The sequence below is a fragment of the Roseateles sp. Mitsp63 genome (assembly GCF_059491535.1).
Genome location: NZ_CP168509.1, coordinates 2,845,929 through 2,865,823 on the forward strand (window position 1 = coordinate 2,845,929; position 19,895 = coordinate 2,865,823).

At 70.2% G+C, this 19,895-nt stretch carries 19 protein-coding genes and 1 tRNA gene; 17 read left to right on the forward strand and 3 right to left on the reverse strand.

Annotation, left to right across the window (positions count from 1 at the left end):
* Positions 1–66: 66 nt before the first annotated feature.
* A tRNA-Leu gene (locus tag ACEN96_RS12520) sits at positions 67–151 on the reverse strand.
* A gap of 102 nt (positions 152–253) precedes the next feature.
* Between ACEN96_RS12520 and cysM the strand changes: the two genes are divergently transcribed.
* From cysM to ACEN96_RS12535, 3 genes are all read left to right on the forward strand, one after another.
* On the forward strand, positions 254–1,180 hold the full coding sequence (gene cysM, locus ACEN96_RS12525; protein ID WP_495588338.1) for a cysteine synthase CysM: 927 nt from the start codon (positions 254–256) through the stop codon (positions 1,178–1,180).
* Positions 1,181–1,299: 119 nt separating this feature from the next.
* Complete coding sequence (locus ACEN96_RS12530; RefSeq protein WP_495588339.1) at positions 1,300–1,827, forward strand: NUDIX domain-containing protein; 528 nt, start codon at positions 1,300–1,302, stop codon at positions 1,825–1,827.
* Between the two features lie 65 nt (positions 1,828–1,892).
* On the forward strand, positions 1,893–2,120 hold the full coding sequence (locus tag ACEN96_RS12535) for a sulfurtransferase TusA family protein (RefSeq protein WP_343640311.1): 228 nt from the start codon (positions 1,893–1,895) through the stop codon (positions 2,118–2,120).
* 132 nt (positions 2,121–2,252) lie between these two features.
* On the opposite strand, the gene galU is transcribed toward ACEN96_RS12535, so the two are convergent.
* Positions 2,253–3,122 carry a UTP--glucose-1-phosphate uridylyltransferase GalU gene (gene galU / locus ACEN96_RS12540; protein WP_343640312.1) on the reverse strand — a complete coding sequence of 290 codons (870 nt, stop codon included), beginning with the start codon at positions 3,120–3,122 and terminating at the stop codon, positions 2,253–2,255.
* Between the two features lie 84 nt (positions 3,123–3,206).
* On the opposite strand from galU, the gene ACEN96_RS12545 reads away from it, so the two are divergent.
* Positions 3,207–4,181, forward strand: coding sequence for an NAD(P)-dependent oxidoreductase (locus tag ACEN96_RS12545; protein WP_495588340.1), 975 nt, complete (start codon positions 3,207–3,209; stop codon positions 4,179–4,181).
* Here ACEN96_RS12545 and ACEN96_RS12550 read toward each other — a convergent pair.
* Positions 4,123–6,981: a valine--tRNA ligase gene (locus ACEN96_RS12550; protein WP_495588341.1), complete on the reverse strand. Its 2,859-nt coding sequence runs from the start codon at positions 6,979–6,981 to the stop codon at positions 4,123–4,125. The two genes, ACEN96_RS12545 and ACEN96_RS12550, sit on opposite strands and share 59 nt — an antisense overlap.
* 347 nt (positions 6,982–7,328) lie before the next feature.
* Here ACEN96_RS12550 and ACEN96_RS12555 point away from each other — a divergent pair, with 347 nt between their 5' ends.
* The 13 genes from ACEN96_RS12555 (at position 7,329) to ACEN96_RS12615 (ending at position 19,828) form a co-directional block, all read left to right on the forward strand.
* Complete coding sequence (locus ACEN96_RS12555; protein WP_495588342.1) at positions 7,329–8,000, forward strand: hypothetical protein; 672 nt, start codon at positions 7,329–7,331, stop codon at positions 7,998–8,000.
* A complete protein-coding gene (locus ACEN96_RS12560; RefSeq protein ID WP_495588343.1) occupies positions 8,000–8,356 on the forward strand; it encodes a 4Fe-4S dicluster domain-containing protein in 357 nt (118 codons plus the stop codon). Before ACEN96_RS12555 ends, ACEN96_RS12560 begins: the two co-directional genes overlap by 1 nt.
* Entirely contained in the window at positions 8,334–9,053 is a 720-nt protein-coding gene (locus ACEN96_RS12565) for a response regulator transcription factor (RefSeq protein WP_495588344.1), read from the forward strand. Before ACEN96_RS12560 ends, ACEN96_RS12565 begins: the two co-directional genes overlap by 23 nt.
* Entirely contained in the window at positions 9,050–10,336 is a 1,287-nt protein-coding gene (locus ACEN96_RS12570) for a sensor histidine kinase (protein ID WP_495588345.1), read from the forward strand. The genes ACEN96_RS12565 and ACEN96_RS12570 overlap by 4 nt, the downstream gene beginning before the upstream one ends.
* Before the next feature lie 223 nt (positions 10,337–10,559).
* Positions 10,560–11,147, forward strand: a complete 588-nt coding sequence (locus tag ACEN96_RS12575; protein WP_495588346.1) for a hypothetical protein — start codon at positions 10,560–10,562, stop codon at positions 11,145–11,147.
* 265 nt (positions 11,148–11,412) lie between these two features.
* Positions 11,413–12,525, forward strand: coding sequence for an IS481 family transposase (locus ACEN96_RS12580; RefSeq protein ID WP_495588347.1), 1,113 nt, complete (start codon positions 11,413–11,415; stop codon positions 12,523–12,525).
* 424 nt (positions 12,526–12,949) lie between these two features.
* A complete protein-coding gene (locus ACEN96_RS12585; protein WP_495588348.1) occupies positions 12,950–13,771 on the forward strand; it encodes a MipA/OmpV family protein in 822 nt (273 codons plus the stop codon).
* A gap of 11 nt (positions 13,772–13,782) precedes the next feature.
* A complete protein-coding gene (locus ACEN96_RS12590) occupies positions 13,783–14,466 on the forward strand; it encodes a response regulator transcription factor (protein WP_495588349.1) in 684 nt (227 codons plus the stop codon).
* Positions 14,438–15,934, forward strand: coding sequence for a sensor histidine kinase (locus tag ACEN96_RS12595; RefSeq protein WP_495588350.1), 1,497 nt, complete (start codon positions 14,438–14,440; stop codon positions 15,932–15,934). Before ACEN96_RS12590 ends, ACEN96_RS12595 begins: the two co-directional genes overlap by 29 nt.
* Positions 15,935–16,093: 159 nt before the next feature.
* Positions 16,094–16,567 carry a helix-turn-helix transcriptional regulator gene (locus ACEN96_RS12600; RefSeq protein WP_495588351.1) on the forward strand — a complete coding sequence of 158 codons (474 nt, stop codon included), beginning with the start codon at positions 16,094–16,096 and terminating at the stop codon, positions 16,565–16,567.
* 77 nt (positions 16,568–16,644) lie between these two features.
* Positions 16,645–17,058 carry a VOC family protein gene (locus ACEN96_RS12605; protein WP_495588352.1) on the forward strand — a complete coding sequence of 138 codons (414 nt, stop codon included), beginning with the start codon at positions 16,645–16,647 and terminating at the stop codon, positions 17,056–17,058.
* Positions 17,059–17,070: 12 nt separating this feature from the next.
* Positions 17,071–17,496, forward strand: coding sequence for a DUF1801 domain-containing protein (locus tag ACEN96_RS12610; RefSeq protein ID WP_495588353.1), 426 nt, complete (start codon positions 17,071–17,073; stop codon positions 17,494–17,496).
* 31 nt (positions 17,497–17,527) lie between these two features.
* A complete protein-coding gene (locus tag ACEN96_RS12615; RefSeq protein ID WP_495588354.1) occupies positions 17,528–19,828 on the forward strand; it encodes a diguanylate cyclase domain-containing protein in 2,301 nt (766 codons plus the stop codon).
* Positions 19,829–19,895 lie beyond the last annotated feature (67 nt).

Consider the following 19,895-nt stretch of genomic DNA (forward strand, 5'->3'; position numbering starts at 1 on the left):
GACGCGGCGCGGCGCGGCTTGAAGAAGGGGGGAGAAAAGAGAAGAAGGGGAGAAGAACGCTGAGAGTGGTGCCCGGAGCCGGACTCGAACCGGCACACCTTGCGGCGGGGGATTTTGAGTCCCCTGCGTCTACCGATTTCGCCATCCGGGCTCATCAGCGATGCGGCCCTTCGTCTGCAGGAGAGGCGAGGGGCCGCGAAAGAAAAGCATTATGCCACGCACTGCCTTCCCGCCGCTGAGAGAATCCGCCTCCATGAGTGAATCCAGCGCCTCCCCCCCGTCCTATCCGACCCTGGAAGACGTGATCGGCAACACGCCGCTCGTGCGCCTGCAGCGCGTGCTCGGTCCCGAACTCGCGGCGCGCGGCAACGTGCTGCTGGCCAAGCTCGAGGGCAACAACCCGGCCGGCTCCGTCAAGGACCGTCCCGCGATCAGCATGATCCGGCGCGCCGAGGAGCGCGGCGAGATCAAGCCCGGCGACACGCTCATCGAGGCCACCTCCGGCAACACCGGCATCGCGCTGGCGATGGCCGCGGCGATCCGCGGCTACCGCATGGTGCTGATCATGCCGGAGGACCTGTCGGTGGAGCGCGCGCAGACGATGAAGGCCTTCGGCGCCGAACTGATCCTGACGCCGCGCTCCGGCGGCATGGAGTACGCGCGCGACCTGGCCGAGCAGATGCAGCGCGACGGCAAGGGCCGCGTGCTGGACCAGTTCGCCAACAACGACAACCCGCGCATCCATTACGAGACCACCGGGCCCGAGATCTGGCGCGACACCGGCGGCCGCGTGACGCACTTCATCAGCGCGATGGGCACGACCGGCACCATCACCGGCGTCTCGCGCTTCCTGAAGGAGAAGAATCCGGAGATCCGCATCATCGGCGCCCAGCCGGCCGAGGGCTCGCGCATCCCCGGCATCCGCAAGTGGCCGGCGGCCTACCTGCCGAAGATCTATCGCCCCGAGACGGTCGACGAACTGCTGCATGTCAGCCAGTCCGACGCCGAGGACATGGCCCGCCGCCTCGCGCGCGAGGAGGGGCTGTTCGGCGGCATCTCCGCGGCCGGGGCCTGCTGGGTCGCGATGCAGATCGCGCGCCAGGTCTCGAACGCGACCATCGTGTTCGTGGTCTGCGACCGCGGCGACCGCTACCTGTCGACCGGCGTCTTCCCCGCGTGAATCTCCGGCCTGAACTTCCGGCCTGAACTCCAGGCCTGAACTCCAGGCCTGAACTCCGGGCCTGAACTCCGGGCCTGAGGCCGCGCCACCCGATCGAACCCGCCTGCTGGAGCTCCGAGATGACGTTCCGCTTCTGTCCGCAATGCGCGTCCGAGCTCGCCTGGATCGAGCTGCCCGAGGACGGCGGTCCCAAGACCCGGCTGCGCTGCACGAACTGCGACTTCACCCACTGGAACAATCCGACGCCGGTGCTGGCCGCCGTCGTCGAGTGCGTCGACCGCGAGGGGCAGGTCTTGCTCGCGCGCAACGCCGCCTGGCCGACGCGGTTCTTCGGCCTGATCACCGGCTTCATGGAGGCGGGCGAGTCGCCGCAGGAGGGCATCCGGCGCGAGGTGCTCGAGGAGACCTCGCTCGAGGCGCTCGGCGCGACGCTGATCGGCGTCTACGACTTCCAGAAGAAGAACCAGGTCATCATCGCGTACCACGTGCCGGCGCGCGGCGAGATCGCGCTGTCGCCCGAACTGGCCGAGTACACGCTGACGCTGCCGGAGCAGCTCCAGTGCTGGCCCGCCGGCACCGGCCAGGCGCTGGCCGACTGGCTGCGCGGCCGTGGCATCGAACCGGCGTGGATGCCGCCCCGGACCTAGAATCGCGCCTCATCGCCCGCTGCTCGGCCGGTCATCGCCGGACGGGCCGGCGCAAGGACGCTCTCATGGACATTCACAAGGAACTCGACACCCGCGGCCTGAACTGCCCGCTGCCCATCCTCAAGGCCAAGAAGGCGCTTGCGGAGATGGAAAGCGGCCAGTTGCTGAGAGTGGTCGCGACGGACCCCGGATCGATGCGCGACTTCCAGGCCTTCTCGCGCCAGACCGGCAATGAGCTGGTCGAGCAGACCAGCGCGGGCGACGAATTCATCCACGTGCTCAAGCGCCGCTGAGCGCCGCACGAGTCCCTCGGCGCGCCGTCCGCCCGGTTGCGTCCTGAAACGAAGAAGGCCACGCATCGCGTGGCCTTCGCGCTTCATGACGGGTCAGTGACGGGAAGTCCTGCCGTCAGAAGTTCAGCGCGGTCAGATTTCCAGCGTCTTCAGGTACTCGCGGAAGCTGGCGCCCAGTTGCGGGTGGTCCAGCGCGAGCTCGACGTTGGCCTGCAGGAAGCCTTCCTTGCTGCCGCAGTCGTAGCGCTTGCCGTCGTAGCGGAACGCGAACACCTTCTCGCGGCGCATCAGCGCGGCGATGCCGTCGGTCAGCTGGATCTCGCCGCCGACGCCGCGCGGCTGCGTGGCGATCTCGCGGAACACGCCCGGCGTCAGGATGTAGCGGCCGGCCACGCCCAGGCGCGACGGGGCGTCCTCGGGATTGGGCTTCTCGACCATGTGGGTCAGGTCCATCAGGCGGTCGCTGATGGCCGAGCCGGCCACGATGCCGTAGCGCTTGGTGTGCTCGGCCGGGACTTCCTGGACGGCCAGGATGGAGGCCTGCCATTCGGAGAACTGGTCGACCATCTGCTTGAGCACCGGCGGCTTGCCGACCATCAGGTCGTCGGCCAGCAGCACCGCGAAGGGCTCGTTGACGACCACGCACTGCGCGCACAGCACCGCATGGCCCAGGCCCAGCGCCTTGGGCTGGCGGATGTAGATGCACTCCATGTCGTCGGGCTTGATCGAATGGACCAGCGCGAGCAGCTCCTTCTTGCCGGCGGCCTCGAGTTCGGTCTCGAGCTCGAAGGCGGTGTCGAAGTGATCGGGGATGGCGCGCTTGTTGCGGCCGTTCACGAAGATCATCTGGCGGATGCCGGCCGCGTAGGCCTCCTCGACCGCGTACTGGATCAGCGGCTTGTCGACCACCGGCAGCATCTCCTTGGGCTGCGCCTTCGTGGCGGGCAGGAAGCGTGTGCCGAGTCCGGCAACCGGGAAGATTGCCTTGTTGATGAGGGCCATTTACGTACACTCCAACGGTAATTGCGCCGGCATTCTTGCATGGCGCTACTGAAAGAAAATCAAACAATCCTCTCCAAACCCCTCATGTCAGTGCTAGTCCTGGAACCGCTGGAGGCTGACGTCCTGGAATGGCTGGCGGAGCGCCACGCGATCCAGGCCGCGCCCGATTTGGCGGCCGCACCGGCGACATTGAGAGAGCATGTTGCGCAGGCCCAGGCAATTTTCCTGCCCGCCTCGGTCGCGCTGGATGCGGAGCTGGTCCGGCGCGCGCCGCGGCTTCGCGCCATCGGGCGCATTGGCGCCGGCGCCGAGAACATCGACCTCGAGGCCTGCCGCGCCGCCAACATCGAGGTGGTGCGCGCGCCCACCGCGGCCGCGTCGGCCGAAGCGGAATTCGTCATCGGTGCCTTGCTCGCGCTGCTGCGCCGCGTGCCGGTGCAGGGCGCGGACGGCAATTGGGTGGGACGGGAACTGGGCTGCGCGACGGTCGGCCTGGTCGGCCTGACGCCCGCCGCGCGCCAATTGGCGACGCTGCTGCCCGTGTTCGGTGCGCGTGTGATTGGTTACGACCCCAGCCTGCACCACGCCGATCCGCTGTGGGCGCAATGGGGCATCGAGCCCTACGGCCTGCGCGAGTTGATGCAGGCGGCCGACGCGGTCAGCGTGCAGCTGGCCTACTTCCCGCGCTATCGCGGCCTGATCGGCGAGCGGGTGCTGAACTTCTGCAAGCCGTCGCAGGTGCTGGTGTCGACCTCGCACTCGGCGCTGTTCGACGAACAGGCGCTGGCTGACGCGCTGCATGGCGGCCGCCTGCTGGCCGCCTGGCTGGACTTGATGGAGCCCGGCCTGATGGAAGCCGGACGCCCGTTGCACGGGGCGCCCGGTCTGCAGGTCACGCCGCGCGTGGCGGCGACGACCCGGGAGTCACGGATGCGCGCCGCGTGGAGCGTGGCGCGGCGGATCTCGGAGATCCTGTCCGCGCCCGCGGCGCAGCCTGAGTTCAGGCCGACCCACCCAGGCGCGCTGCCTGATCTTTTAGCCGAGCCACGGTGGCGCTGAAGTCGGCGATGCGCTGACGTTCCTGCTCCACGACGGCCGCCGGCGCGCGCGCCACGAAGCTCTCGTTGCCCAGCTTGGCGTTGGCCTTGGCGATCTCGCCTTCCAGGCGGGCGATCTCCTTGCCGATGCGGGCGCGCTCGGCCTCGACGTCGATCTCGACCTTCAGCGCCAGACGCGCGGCGCCATGCACCAGCACCGGCGACATCGCGCTCTGCTGGTTGAACGCCGTCTCGTCCTCGATCAGTTCGACGCTCTGCAGCTTGGCCAGCACCTTCAGCGCGGGCGCGGCCTCGCGCAGGAAGGACAGGTCGCCGCCGGCCAGCAGCGGCACGCGGTCGGACGGGCTCAGGCCCATCTCGCCGCGCAGGCTGCGGCAGGTGCCGACCACGGCCTTCAACTGCTCGACCCAGGCGATGGCCTGCGGGTCGATGCGCTCGGGCTGCGCGACCGGGTAGGGCGCGGTCACCAGGAAGTCGGTCGACTTGCGGCCGGCGATCGGCGCGACGGTCTGCCAGAGTTCCTCGGTGATGAAGGGCGCGATCGGGTGCAGCAGGCGCAGGATGGTCTCCAGCACGCGGATCAGCGTGCGGCGCGTGGCGCGCTGCGCGGCCTCGTCGCCATCGGCCTGCGCGGTCTGCAGCTGCACCTTGGCCAGCTCCAGGTACCAGTCGCAGTACTCGTCCCACACGAAGGAATAGATCGCGTTGGCGACCAGGTCCAGCCGGTAGTCGGCGAAGCCCTGCGCCACGGCCTGTTCGACCTTCTGCAGCTCGCTGACGATCCAGCGGTCCGCCTGCGAGAAGCGCAGGTAGCCATGGGCCTTGCCGCCGGGCGCGCAGTCCTCCTTCGTGTGCTCGGCCAGGCCGCAGTCCTGGTCCTGCGTGTTCATCAGCACGAAGCGGGTGGCGTTCCACAGCTTGTTGCAGAAATTCCGGTAGCCCTCGCAGCGCTTGCTGTCGAAGTTGACGCTGCGGCCCAGCGTCGCCATCGCCGCGAACGTGAAGCGCAGCGCGTCGGCGCCGTAGCCGGGGATGCCGTCGGGGAATTCCTTCTCGGTGGCCTTGCGGACCTTGGGCGCGGTCTCGGGCTTGCGCAGGCCTTGCGTGCGCTTGTCCAGCAGCGGGGCCAGCTCGATGCCGTCGATCAGGTCGACCGGGTCCAGCACGTTGCCCTCGGACTTGCTCATCTTCTTGCCTTGCGCGTCCAGCACCAGGCCGTGGATGTACACGTGCTTGAAGGGCACCTTGCCGGTGAAGTGCGTCGTCATCATGATCATCCGGGCGACCCAGAAGAAGATGATGTCGTAGCCGGTCACCAGCACCGACGAGGGAAGGAACAGGTCCTGCTCGAGCGTCTTCGCCGGCCAGCCCAGCGTCGAGAACGGCACCAGCGCCGACGAGTACCAGGTGTCCAGCACGTCCTCGTCGCGTGTGAGCGGGCCGGTGTAGCCGGCCGCGGCGGCCTTGGCCTGCGCCTCGGCCTCGTCATGGGCGACGAAGATCTCGCCGCCGCTGCCGTACCAGGCCGGGATCTGGTGGCCCCACCAGAGCTGGCGCGAGATGCACCAGTCCTGGATGTTGTTCATCCACTGGTTGTAGGTGTTGACCCAGTTCTCGGGCACGAACCTGACCTCGCCCGAGGCGACCACGTCGATCGCCTTCTGCGCGATGGACTTGCCGTCGCGGCCCGGCTTGCTGGTGGCGACGAACCACTGGTCGGTCAGCATCGGCTCGACGATCTGGCCGGTGCGCGTGCAGCGCGGGACCATCAGCTTGTGCTTCTTGACCTCGATCAGCAGGCCCTGTTCCTCCAGCGCCTGGACGATCGCCTTGCGCGCGGCGAAGCGGTCCAGGCCGCGGTACTCGGCGGGGATCTCGTCCATCGTGTCGACGACGGTCGCGTCCAGCGTGAAGATCGTCAGCATCGGCAGCTGGTGGCGCTGGCCGACCTGGTAGTCGTTGGTGTCGTGGGCCGGCGTGACCTTGACGACGCCGGTGCCGAACGCCTTGTCGACGTACTCGTCGGCGATCACCGGCACCAGGCGGCCGGTGATGGGCAGCTTCACCTGCCTGCCGATCAGGTGCCTGTAGCGCTCGTCCTCGGGGTGGACCATCACGGCGGTGTCGCCGAGCATGGTCTCGGGCCGCGTGGTCGCCACGACCAGCGACTCCTCGCCCTCGGCCAGCGGATAGCGGATGTGCCACAGCGAGCCGTCCTCCTCCTCGCTCTCGACCTCGAGGTCGGAGACGGCGGACTTCAGGATCGGATCCCAGCTGACCAGGCGCTTGCCGCGGTAGATCAGTCCCTCGTCGAAGAGCTTGACGAAGGTGTCGACGACGACGGTCGACAGCTTCTCGTCCATCGTGAAGTACTCGTGGCCCCAGGACACCGAGTCGCCCATGCGGCGCATCTGCTGCGTGATGGTCGAGCCGGACTGCTGCTTCCATTCCCAGACGCGGGCGACGAAGTTCTTGCGGCCCAGGTCGTGACGGCTCTGGCCCTGGCCCTGCAGCTGGCGCTCGACGACGATCTGGGTGGCGATGCCGGCGTGGTCGGTGCCGGGCACCCACAGCGTGTTGTAGCCGCGCATCCGGTGGTAGCGCGTCAGCGAGTCCATGATGGTCTGGTTGAACGCGTGCCCCATGTGGAGCGTGCCGGTGACGTTGGGCGGCGGCAGCTGGATGCTGAACGACGGCCTGGCCGGGTCGAGCGTCGGCTCGTAGAGGCCCTTGGACTCCCACAGCGGGCCCCAGTGGGCTTCGAGAGAGGAGGGTTCGAAGGACTTGGCGAGTTCGGTCATGGGGGCGCTCCGCCGCGAGGCGGTGTCATCTAGGCGAGGGACACGGAGCCCGCGATTGTAGAGGGCCATGGCCCCGGAGAGCCCCGTCCGGGGCGCCCGTGGAACGGGGGACAGCCAGAGGGGGATCACCGTCGCCCGGGCGGGGGATGTCGAAATCCGGCTCCCTGACGCGTCGTGTCAGCAGAGACGCGCGATCCCCCTTCGGAGGCCTTCCGTCGGGCAGGGGAGCGGCGATACAAAACGAAAAGCAGCGATACCGCGGTGAGATGCCCTCGCGAGGGGGCATGGGAATCATGGCGACATGGATTCACCGCCCGGACACCCGGGCTTTACCGAGGAATTGCACCATGCACCTGTTTCGACGCTGGAGCCACCACCATGAACGTCACGACACTCACTTCGGCCACGATGGCCACCGCGGTCCTTTCGGCCCTGTGCGTGACGATGGCTTCTACGGCCCGCTGCCCATCGATGGACCCTGGTTCCGCCTCGGCGGTTTCGGCGGCTTCCCGCATGGCTGGGGCGGTCTCGGACGCGGACACGGGCGCCACGGCCACCACGGTGGCCCTGGTCGCCACGGCGGTCATGGGTGGGGCGGCTTCGGCGGGGGCCTGGGACCCGATGCCGGTCACGCCGGCCGCGGCGAGAGGCTGCAAGCCCGGGCCCGTGCCTTTCTGGACCTGAGCGGCGAGCAGTCGGCGCTGTTCGAGCGGCTGATCGGGCAGCTGGGCACCGCCCGGCGCGCGCTGAAGGCGCTGGCCAAGGGCCCGGAGGTGGCCCGGCTGATCGACAGCGAGAACTTCCGCCGCCAGGAGGCGCAGGCGCTGTTCGATGGCCAGGTCGAGGCGCTGCGCGCGACCGGTCCGGCGCTGGTGGCGGCCTTCGGCGACTTCTTCGACGCGCTGGACTTCGACCAGCAGCAGATGCTGCGCTTCCTGATGCGGCGCCTGCGCCGCCGCGCGGGGCGCGATGACGGCCGCGGCGGCCGCGGCGATCATGGTGATGGCGGGGGCCTCTGATGGAGGCGCGCGACTGCCGGCAGCCGCCGGGGCTGCTGCGTCCGGTCATCGACCGGAACAGCTGCGAAGGCAAGGGCGATTGCGTCGAGGTCTGCCCCTATGGCGTGTTCTCGGTGGGCACCTTGCCGGCCGATCGCCGCAAGGAGCTGAGCCTCTTCGGCAAGCTGCGCGGCTATGCGCATGGCTGGCAGCAGGCGTTCACGCCGAATGCCGACGCCTGCCGGGCCTGCGGCCACTGCGTCAAGGCCTGCCCCGAGCGCGCCATCACGCTGGTCCGGCATACCCGCGCTCCGGGTCCGGCCGGCCAGGCGGCTGGGCACAATGGACGCCACGATGCATCGACTGCTGCTGATTGACGACGACGAGGCGCTGGCCGCGCCGCTGGCGAGCTACCTGGCGCGCTTCGATTTCGAGCTGAGCGCGGTGACGCGGCCGAGCGCCGCGCTCGCGCGGCTCGCCGGGGAGCGCTTCGACGCGCTGATCCTGGACGGCATGCTGCCGGAGATGGATGGCTTCGCCTTCTGCAAGCAGTTGCGCGGCGGCCAGGATCCGTGGCGCGAGATTCCCATCCTGATGCTGACCGCGCGGGGCGACCTGACCGACCGCGTGGTCGGGCTGGAGCTGGGCGCGGACGACTACCTGGCCAAGCCCTTCGAGCCGCGCGAGCTCGCCGCGCGGCTGCAGACCATCCTGCGCCGCGCGCGGCTCGCGCCGGCGGCTGCGGCGCCCGCGACGCTGCTGCGCTTCGAGGGCCTGGACATCGACACCGCGCGCCGCCAGGTCATGGCCGGGGGCGGGCCGGTCGAGTTGACCAGCACCGAGTACGAGCTGCTGGTGATGCTGGCGCGCGAGCCGGGGCGGGTGTTCTCGCGCGACGAGATCCTGAACAGGCTGCGAGGCCAGGAGGCCGACCTGTTCACGCGGGCGGTCGACATCCTGGTGAGCCGGATGCGCCGCAAGCTGGAGCCGCTGGAGGCCCTGAAGACGCTGCGCAACGCGGGCTACTGCTTCGCGCTGCCGCCGGCCGGAGAGCGGCTGGAGGGCGGGCGATGAGCGGGCAGGGGCGCCCGAAAGGGCCGAAGGCGCCGAAGGGGCCGTGGGGGCCGAGAGGTCACCAGCATCCTTACGACCATTGGGGGGACGCCCGCGGGGCGCGGGGGCCGGGCGGTCCGGGCGAGGGCTTCGATCCGCGTTGCGGCGATCCGCGCTGGCACGCCAAGCGCGACGCCTGGTGGCTGCGCATGCACGAGGCGCGGCTGAAGGAGCATCAGCGGCGCCTGACGAAGATGCGCCGCTGGGCGGAGATGGAAGCCGGCACCGTGCCGTTCCCGCGGCGGCGCGGCTGGCGCTGGCACCTGCGGGTGCGCAACCGCTGGCACCAGCGCTGGCACCGGCAGCATGCGATGTTCCGGCACTCGCTGGGCGCGCGGCTGACCGCGGTGTTCGTGATCCTGGCCTGCCTGGGCAGCGCGATCCTGTGGGGCGCGATGACGGTGGAGTACGGCCTGCTGTGGGCGGTGCCGCTGCTGTTGCTGGTGACCGGCCTGGCCTATGCCGGCATCCGCCACATGGTCGATCCGCTGCATCAGCTGGCGCTGGGCGCGGAGGCCTTCGGGCGCGGCGACCTGTCGCATCGCATCCTCGTGCGCCATGACGATGAGATCGGCGACCTGGCGATGCGCTTCAACCAGATGGCCGAGGACATCCAGGGGATGCTCGACGGCAAGCGGGCACTGCTGCTGGCGATCAGTCACGAGCTGCGCAGCCCGCTGACGCGGGCGCGGCTGCATGCGGAACTGGTCGACGAGGGAGCATCGAAGGCGGCGCTGCTGGGGGAGCTGGCGCAGATGCGGGAGCTGATCTCGGCGCTGCTGGAGAGCGAGCGGCTGGGCAGCGGGCACCGCGCGCTGCTGGTCGACGACTGCGACCTGGGCGCGCTGGCGCGCGAGCAGGACCAGCCGGGCGTGGCGCTGCGCGTCGACCGCGACCTGCCGCTGCTGAAGCTGGACCGCATGCGGGTGCAGCTGCTGCTGCGCAACCTGGTGAGCAACGCCCTGCGGCACAACGATCCGGACGCGGGGCCGGTGATGGTGTCGGTCGAGCGCGACGGCGAGGGCGCGCGCCTGACGGTGCGCGATCACGGCGCCGGCGTGCCGCCCGAGGCGCTGGCGCAGCTCGGCCAGCCGTTCTACCGGCCCGACCAGGCGCGCGCCCGCAGCGAAGGCGGCGTGGGCCTGGGCCTGTCGCTGTGCCGGCTGGTGGCGCAGGCGCATGGCAGCCGGCTGGAGCTGCGCAACGCGCAGCCGGGGTTCGAGGCGGTGGTGAGATTCGGATAGGTAGGAGCCGGAAGGCTTCCTACCGCGACAAGTCGGTCGCCTCCCCAGAAGCCGTGTGGCGCCGATGCCGACGCCTTCATCGAATCGATTTCATTGATCTTTTCGTGCCAGGTCTTGCGCGGCCGGGGCGGATCATCCGTTCCCCGCGTCACCCGGCGCGGTCCGTCGTCATCCCATCGAAGGTGATGCCTATGCGTTGATTCCGATCCGAATGGAGCTGTCCATGTCCTCGATGTCCTTCCCCGCCGCCGGCGCGTCCGGCACCCCGTCCTCCGCGGCCACGGCCGCCGCCGCCGCTGCTGCCGCGGCCCATCTCGCCGACCTCGACGTCGACGACACCGCCGGCCTGGGCGAGCCGCCCGCGCCGCCGCCGGGTCCGTCGCCGCGCCCGGCGCGCACGCTGTTCATGCAGCGCGTCCTCGACAACATCCGCCCGCTGCAGCGGATGAACCGCGAGGAGTTCGAAGCCTTCCTCTATGTCTCGCGGATGTACCCGTCGCTGAGCCGCTTCGAGCCCGCCGGCGTCGAGTTCTTCGTGCCGCGGCGCGACATCACCGTGGGCCTGGCGATGCGCACGCTGCGCGAGCGGCTCGAGCACGCGGCCTGCATCGCCGAACTGGTCTGCCGCTTCAAGCGCGAGGACCAGGAGGAGGGCGCGCTGTGCAACGACGACGAGGCCGTCGTCGCCGCCGCGGCGATCCGCGACGCCACGCGCGAGGCGCTGGGCATGCTGGGCGTCTACGAGCAGGCGGTGCGCGAGGGCCTGGCCGTCGTGCAGTACCAGGAGCCGGTGCCGGCCGAGGCGGCCTGACCGGAGTGGGGCGCCACGAGGCGCCCCGAATGGCACTTGCTTGCGGGAGCGCAACCGTGTCAAGCGCTGCTGCTGACCAACTCCCTCGCCCCCCGCGAGGGGGGAGAGGGTAGGGGAGAGGGGGTGCTTCGAAGGGCAGCAGCGCTGTGGCACGAGCCCCCTCTCCCCTCCCGCTCCCCGCTGGGTGTATGGACCGAGGACATGGGTAACAGGTGTGCCAGGACATGGGTGACACTTTTCCCGCCTAGTCAGCGGGAGGACGAAGTTGCCTTGGAGCCCAGTCACCGTGAAGGGCCAACGAGAGGAATTCGTTCGTTTCGCCCGGCAGCCTGATGCCAACATCAGCGAGCTGTGTCGACGCTACGGAATCAGCCGAAAGACCGGCTACAAGTGGCTCGGCCGAGACGATCTGGAGGATCGATCACGGCGCCCCCACGACTCGCCGACTCGCACGCCTGAGCCGCTGCAGGCGCATGTGCTGGCCCTGCGGGCCATGTACCCGGCCTGGGGGGCTCGCAAGATCGCCCATGTGCTGGCTCGCGACCACGGTGTGCAGATCGCCGCGAGCACGGCCAATTGGGTGCTGCGTCGCCATGGTCTGATCGATCCGCACGCCAGCAAGGTCGCCACGAGCTGGCAGCGCTTCGAACACGAGACGCCCAACGCGATGTGGCAGATGGACTTCAAGGGCCATTTCGCCACCGACTCCCAGCGCTGTCACCCGCTGACCGTGCTGGACGACCACTCGCGCTTCAACGTGGTCCTGCAGGCGCTGGGCAACGAGCGGCTCGAGACCGTGCAACCCGTGCTGCAGCGCGCCTTTGAGCGCTATGGGTTGCCCGAGCGCATCAACGCGGATAACGGCCCGCCCTGGGGCTCACCCACGCGTGGAGCGCTTACCGAGCTGGGCGTGTGGCTCATCCGCCTTGGCATTCGGCTGAGCCACAGCCGGCCGGCACATCCGCAGACCAACGGCAAGGATGAGCGCTTCCATCGCACGCTCAAGGCCGAGCTGCTGGCCTCGCGGCATTTCAAGGACCTGGACGATGCGCAGCATCACTTCAGCCAGTGGCGGCACCTGTACAACTCCAAGCGCCCGCATCGAGCGCTGGACATGGACACGCCGGCGAGTCGCTACACGGGAAGCCCGCGCTCAATGCCAAGCATGCTGGCGCCCATCGAGTACGGGGATGGCGACCTGGTGCGCCGCGTCGGCGACGGCGGGCGGATCTGCTTCAAGGGCAGGCTCTACCGTGTCGGCCGAGGCCTCATCGGCCAGCCAGTTGCCCTGAGACCGCATCTTGATTTCGACGGCAGCTTCGACGTCTTCTTCTGCCATCAAAAGGTGCGCTTGATTGACCTGTGCCAGGCCGACTAACCTGGTCCTGACCTGTTACCCATGTCCCGGCACACCTGTCACCCATGTCTCCGGTCCATACACGCAGGGGCGAGGGGGTAAGAAGGAGCGAGTGTCGGCACTTGCCTTGCGCAAGAACTCCCTCGCCCCCCGCGAGGGGGGAGTGGGCTGGGGCGAGGGTGTGCTTCGACGGGCAGCAGCGCTGTGTCACGAGCCCCCTCTCCCCTCCCTCTCCCGGCTGGGGCGAGGGGGTAATACGGGCGGCACTCGATCGTCTGACCCCCTCGCCCGCTTGCGGGAGAGGGCGGGGGTGAGGGCCAGCGGCGGCGGTCGTGCGCTCCCGGCAAGACCTGGACAGTAAGAAGCGGGTAAGTCGTCCCACAGGACCATCCGCCCGTCTTCACTTGGAGTTGCCTCGATGGCCGCCTCTCTGTCGCTTCGGTCTTTGCCCCGTCCCTCTTCCTTCTCTTTCATCCCCACCGCCACCCCCCACGCAGCGCTGCTCGCGCTGTCGCTCGCCGCGCTGGCCACGCCGGCCCATGCGCAGGTGTTCGGCGATGTCGATCCCGCTGCGTCCTCCGGCACCCAATGGGGGCTGGGCATTGGCGTGGCCAGCCGTCAGCGTCCCTACGCGGAAGCCGACCGCAAGAACAACGTGCTGCCGATGCTGTCCGTCGAGAACCGCTGGTTCCGGCTCGCCGGTCCTGGCGCCGAAGTCAAGCTGTGGCGCCATTCCTTCGGCCCGGGCAACAGCCTCGAGGCCGGTCTGCGCCTCACGTACGAGGACGCGGGCTACAAGGCCAGCGACTCGCCGGTACTCGCCGGCATGGACAAGCGCAAGGACTCGTTCCTGGGCGGCGGCGCGCTGGGCTGGAAGACGCCCTGGATCGACCTGGGCGCCGAATGGGTCGCCGACCTGTCGAACGAGAGCAAGGGCCAGAAGCTCAGCCTGCAGGCCTCGCACCGCCTGGGCTGGGGCGTGCTGGGCGTGACGCCGCGCGTGAAGGCGCAGTGGCTGGACAAGAAGTACGTCGACTACTACTACGGCGTCCGCGCCAGCGAGGTCACCGCCGATCGCGCGTTCTACGCCGGCAAGTCCGCGATGACTACCGAGCTGGGGCTGCGCGTCGATTACGCGATCGTGCGCAAGCACGTGGTCTTCTTCGATGCTAGTGTCACGCGCCTGCCGGACGAGATCCGGCAGAGCCCGATCGTCGGCCGCAAGGACACCTCGCGGCTGGCGGTCGGCTACCTGTACCGCTTCTGAACCCGTTGTCGATGAATCGAATCGCCCTGGTCGAGGATCATGTCCGGCTCTCCGGACTGATCCGGCAGGCCCTGCAGACCGCCGGCATCCCGACCGATGTCTTCCACGCGATGGAGCCCGCCTGGGCGGCCCATCGCGAGGTCGGCTACGCGGCGCTGGTCATCGACCGCGGGCTGCCGGACGGCGATGGCCTGGCGCTGGTCAAGCGGCTGCGCGCCGCGCGCCAGGGCACGCCCTGCCTGATGCTGACCGCGCGCGACGCGCTGCATGACCGCGTCGACGGCCTGGAGTCCGGTGCCGACGACTACCTCGCCAAGCCCTTCCCGATGGAGGAGCTGGTGGCGCGCGTGCGGGCGCTGATGCGCCGGCCGGCCGCGGTGCGGCCGCCGCGCGCGACCCTTGGCGACCTCGAGGTCGTGGCCGAGGAGGCGCTGCTGGTGCGCGGCGAGCTGTCGGTGGCGCTGGCGCCGGCGGAGTTGCAGATCGCCATCGCGCTGGTGCAGCAGCAGGGGCGGACCGTGCGGCGCGCGGCGCTCGAGGCGGCGGCCTGGGGGCTGTCCGAGGCGGTCACGCCCAACGCGCTCGATGTCGCGCTGCACCGGCTGCGCAAGAAGCTCGCGTCGATCGGCTCGACGCTGCGCATCGTCAACCTCAGGAATCACGGCTATGCCCTTCAAGACGCGCTGGCCGAATAGCCTGCGCAACCGCGTGCTGGCGGTGCTGGCGGCGAGCATGGTGTCGAGCATGTTGATCGTGGGCGTGGCCTCGATGGTGTTCTGGGAGCCCTTCACGCGCTGGGTGCTGCGGGACCAGATCGAGGACAACAGCGAGGCGCTGGCGCGCCATCTGCTTTTCGACGCGCGCGGCGTGCCCGTGCGGCTCGATCCGAAGGTCGAGCCCTGGCTGTTCGACAGCCTGCGCACCGAGGCGGTGCTGCGGGTCGCCGATGGCGACGGGCGCGTGGCCTTCGCCACCGATGGCCAGGAAACGGTCATCACCCGCGACGGCCAGCCCTACGAGCCGGTGCGCCAGTCCTTCGTGTTCACGCGCCATGGGGTGGCGATGCATGGCGCGACCGTCCCCTACGACCACGCCGGCCGGCGCTGGTACGTGCAGTTCGCGGTCAGCGACCGCATCGTGCTGCGCATGCGGGAGTCGATCGGCTTCGACGTGCTGCGCCAGGGGCTGATCGCGCTGGGGGCGACCTTCGTGCTGGTGTTCCTGGTGACCATCCACCTGTCGCTGCGCCAGGCGCTGCTGCCGGTGCGGGCGGCGTCGAGCGCGGCGCGGCGGATCTCGCCGCGCACGCTGTCCAAGCGCCTGCCGGCCGCCGAGCAGCCGCGGGAGCTGCGGCCGCTGGTCGAGGCTTTCAACGCGGCGCTGGACCGGCTGCAGGGGGCGTTCACGACGCAGCAGGAGTTCCTCTCGAACGCGGCCCATGAGCTGAAGACGCCGCTGGCGCTGATCCGCGCGCAGGTGGAACTGGCGGAGCCGGGCGCGTGGCGCGAGCAGATCCTGGAGGACGTCGACCGCGTCGCGCGCCAGGTGCAGCAGCTGTTGCTGCTGGCCGAGGCCAGCGAGCAGCGCAACTACCGCGTCGAGGCGATCGATCCGAAACCCGCCGTGCGCGAGGTCTTCGACTTCATGGAGCGGGTGGCGGCGCGGCGTGGCGTGACGCTGGGCTTGCTGCTGAGCCCCGACCTGCGTTTCTGGCAGGCCGACCGGGGCGCGCTGTTCACGCTGCTGAAGAACCTGGTCGAGAACGCGATCCAGCACAGCCCGCCGGAAGGCGTGGTCACGCTGGCGGTGGGGCCGGAGGGCTTCTCGGTGACGGACCAGGGCAAGGGCGTCGCGCAGGAGGATCTGCCGCGCATCTTCGATCGTTTCTGGCGCGGGCCGGACCGGCGCGAGCAGGGCGCGGGGCTGGGGCTGGCGATCTGCAGCGAGGTCGCGGCGGCGCATGCGTGGCGGCTCAGCGCGCACCGGCGCTCGCCCGGTCTGGAATTGCGCTGCGACATGAGCGCCGAGGCCGTGCCGGAGGCGCCAGCCGGGCATGACGCGCCGGGTGAGCCGCTCGAACCCGGGGTCCGGGCGGCGCGGGTTCCCGCCGGCGCCGGCGTGCAGACCGGCTACTCGCAGGCGGTGCGGCGCGCGCTGTTCTGATCCGCCCCGCCGCTCCCCATTGGGGCGCCGATCCGTTTCCGGTTTCCCTTCCCGGATCGGGCTGACTTCCGGTCTCCCGGTCTCCCGGTCTCCCGGTCTACGGGATGGTCCCGATCCGGCGAGTGGCGTCGCGCCTTCCGGGCTGGGTAGGATGCCCGGATGTCCGCCGCCGCTCCCGACATCCCCGCCCAGACCCGTGCCGAGGCGCCCGACACGCGCCTGCGCGACCTGGCGCGGCTGCGCCGCGTGCGCGACCGCATCGACCGAGAGTACGCGCAGCCGCTGGACGTGGACGCGCTGGCCCAGGGCGTGCACATGTCGGCCGGCCACCTGAGCCGGCAGTTCCGGCTGGCCTATGGCGAGTCCGTCTACGCCTACCTGATGACCCGGCGCATCGAGCGCGCGATGGCGCTGCTGCGCCGGGGCGACCTCAGCGTCACCGAGGTCTGCTTCGAGGTCGGCTGCGCCTCGCTGGGCACCTTCAGCACCCGTTTCACCGAGCTGGTCGGCGTGCCGCCCAGCGTGTACCGGCGCGACTCCGCGGCCGAAGCCGAAGGCATCCCGTCCTGCGTCGCCAAGCAGGTGACGCGACCGATCAGGAATCGAGAAGCGCCGGAAAAACAGCCCACCTAGACTGCGTCGCAGGGGTCCGGAACCCTGGCGGCGACGGCCGCCGACCACGCTGACCGCAACCCTTTCTGGAGATTCACATGGACATCACCATCCACTCGGCCTTCCTGCCGCACACCGATGCCGAGGCCTCGCTGGCCTTCTACCGCGACGGCCTGGACTTCGAGATCCGCAAGGACGTCGCCTTCGGCGGCAACCGCTGGATCACGATCGGTCCCAAGGGCAAGCCCGACACCTCGATCGTGCTGTTCCCGCCGAACGCGACGCCCGGCGTCACCGACGACGAAAAGCGCACCATCGCCGAGATGATGGCCAAGGGCACCTTCGCGATGCTGCTGCTGGGCGCGAAGGACCTGGACGCGACCTTCGAGCGGCTGCAGTCGCGCGACGCGGAGATCGTGCAGGAGCCCACCGACCAGCCTTACGGCGTGAGGGACTTCGGCGTGCGCGACCCGGCTGGCAACATGATCCGTATCCAGCAACTGAAGCGCTGAGGGGAGGACGACATGCCCACCACGACCACGGCCGAGGCCGGCGCCGTCGACGCGGCCAGGATGATCGATGCCCGCATCGCGGAACTCGGCGACTGGCGCGGCGAGATGCTCGCGCGGCTGCGCAGGCTGATGAAGGAGGCGGTGCCCGGCGTCGAGGAGACGTGGAAGTGGCGGGGCACGCCGGTCTGGGAGCGCAACGGCCAGATCTGCACCGGCGAGACCTACAAGGAGGTCGTGAAGATGACCTTCGCCAAGGGCGCGAAGCTGGACGATCCGGCGCGGCTCTTCAATTCGAGCCTGGACGGCAACGTGCGCCGGGCCATCGACATCCGCCAGGGCGACCCGGTGGACGAGCAGGCGCTGAAGGCGCTGTTCAAGGCCGCCGCCGCGTTGAACGACGCGGCGGCGAAACCGAAAAAAGCGACGCGAGCGGCGTGACGCCGGCTTGCCTTCCGGGGGACCTGGCATCGTGACCGGCGTCTACGACCCGCTGCTGGTGGCGCTGTCCATCGTGACGGCGGTGATTGCCTCGTTCGTCGCGCTGGACATGGCGAGCCGCGTCGTCGCGGCGGCCGGGTCGCCGGCGCGCTCGGCGTTCTGGCTCGGCTGCGGCGCGCTGGCGATGGGCACCGGCATCTGGGCGATGCACTTCGTGGGCATGCTGGCGTTCTCGCTGCCCATCGCGTTGGCTTATGACGTGCCTCTCACGCTGGTGTCGCTGGCGGTGGCGGCGTTGTCGTCGGCGCTGGCGCTGCACACGATCGCCCGGCCCAGCCTGGGGCGCCGGCGGCTGCTGATCGCCGGCACGCTGATGGGGCTGGGCATCGCCTGCATGCATTACCTCGGCATGGAGGCGATGCGGATGCAGCCCGGCATCCGGTACGACCCGGCGCTGTTCGCGCTGTCCGTGGTGCTGGCGGTGGCGGCCTCGACGGCGGCGCTGCTGATCTGCTTCCGGCTGCGGCACGAGACCATCGTCACCGGGCCCTGGAAGAAGTCCGCGAGCGCCGTCGTCATGGGCGCGGCGATCGTGGGCATGCATTACACGGGCATGGCGGCGGCCAGCTTCCCGGAGGGCAGCATCTGCGGCGCGCTCGCCGGCGGCATGGGCGGCGCCTGGCTGGGCTTCGTCATCGCGGGGCTGGCCACGCTGTTCCTGCTGACCACGCTGCTGAGTTCCGTCTACGAGGCGATGTCCCCGACCATCCGGTCGCGGCTGGTGTTCCTGGTCATCGCCGCGGTCATGCCGCTGGCCTTGATGACGCTGGCGCTGGTGCTGCTGGACTTCCAGCGCATGCGGGACGCGAAGGCGGGCGACCGCCTGAACACCGCGCGCGCCATCGCGGCCGCGGTGGACCGGGACCTGAGCGGTGTCGAGTCCGGCCTGCGCGTGCTCGCGGCGTCCCAGCTGCTGCAGGGCGACAGCCTGGCCGCGTTCTCGCTCGAGGCCCGGGATGCGATGCCGCTGCTGCATGCCTCCGGGCTGCAGCTGGAGGATGCTGCCGGCAATCTGGTGATGGACCTCCGTCAGCCGCGGTCCGCGTCGATGGTGGCCCGCAGGGCCGGCGCCGCCGCGTCCGGGGTGTTGCGGACGGGGTCCGCGGCGGCAGGGGGCGCTGCCGCCGTGCCGCGCGGCGAGACGGAGCTGGAGCGTCTGATCGAGGTCTCGGTCGCCGTGCCGGCGGACAAGACGGCGCAGTTGCAGGGGGCGACCGTGCTGCGGGCGCGGCTGTCGCCGGACCGCTTGCGGGACCTGCTGGCGCTACAGCAGATGGATCCGGACTGGCTGGCGACGGTGTATGACCGGGAAGGCCGTGTCGTGGCGCGCACGCGCAGCGCGGATCGGTACTTCGGCGTCGAGGCGCCGCGGGACCTGCTGCTCAAGCTGCGCGGGCAGTGGGAGGGGCTGGTGGACACGACCAGCCTGGACGGGGTCGCCGTGCAGACGGCGTTCGTCCGGTCGGAGGGCACGGGGTGGGCCGTGGGCATCAGCGTGCCGCGGGCGGGGCTGAATTCGCCGCTGATGCGGGCGCTGGCCTGGCTGGTGGGGGGCTTCGTGCTGACGATGGCGGGCAGCCTGTTGCTGGCCTGGCGGATCGGCGGCCGGATCGCGGGCGCGGTGCAGGCCTTGACGCAGCCGGCGCTGGCCCTGGGCACGGGCACGGGCGTGGCGGTGGAGGTGCCGCCGCTGGGCGTGATCGAAGTCGATCGCGTGGGACGCGCGCTGACGCATGCGGCGCGGCTGCTCGACGCGGCGCAGCACGAGGCCAACCATGACGCGCTGACGGGGCTGGCGAACCGATCGCTGTTCCGGCAGATGGTGCAGCAGCAGCTGGCGCTGGCGCGCCGCAACGGGACGAGCGTGGCGGTGCTCTATGTGGACCTGGACGGCTTCAAGGAGGTCAACGACACCCATGGCCATGGGGTTGGCGATCTGCTGCTGAAGGAGGCCGCGCAGCGCCTGCGCACGGCGGTGAGGGCAGGGGACCTGGTGGCGCGGCTGGGGGGCGACGAGTTCGCCATCGCGCTGGTGCACCCGGGCCCGCAGGGCGCGGCCAAGGTGGCGGCGAAGCTGGTGCGGTGGCTCGCCGAGCCGTTTGAGATCGGCGGCCTGCAGGTGTCGGTGTCCGCGAGCATCGGCGGCGCGTCGGCGCCGTCGTCGCCCGTCGATGAACCGGCCGACTGCGACGCCCTGCTGGAACAGGCCGACGCGGCCATGTACCGGGCGAAGCAGTCGGGGAAGTCGAAGTTCGTGCTCGCCGAGGCGTAGGCGTAGCCTTGACGCTTCAATGCGCTGCGTGGAGTGCGGCTGGTCACGGTCCGCGACTTCTTTCGCC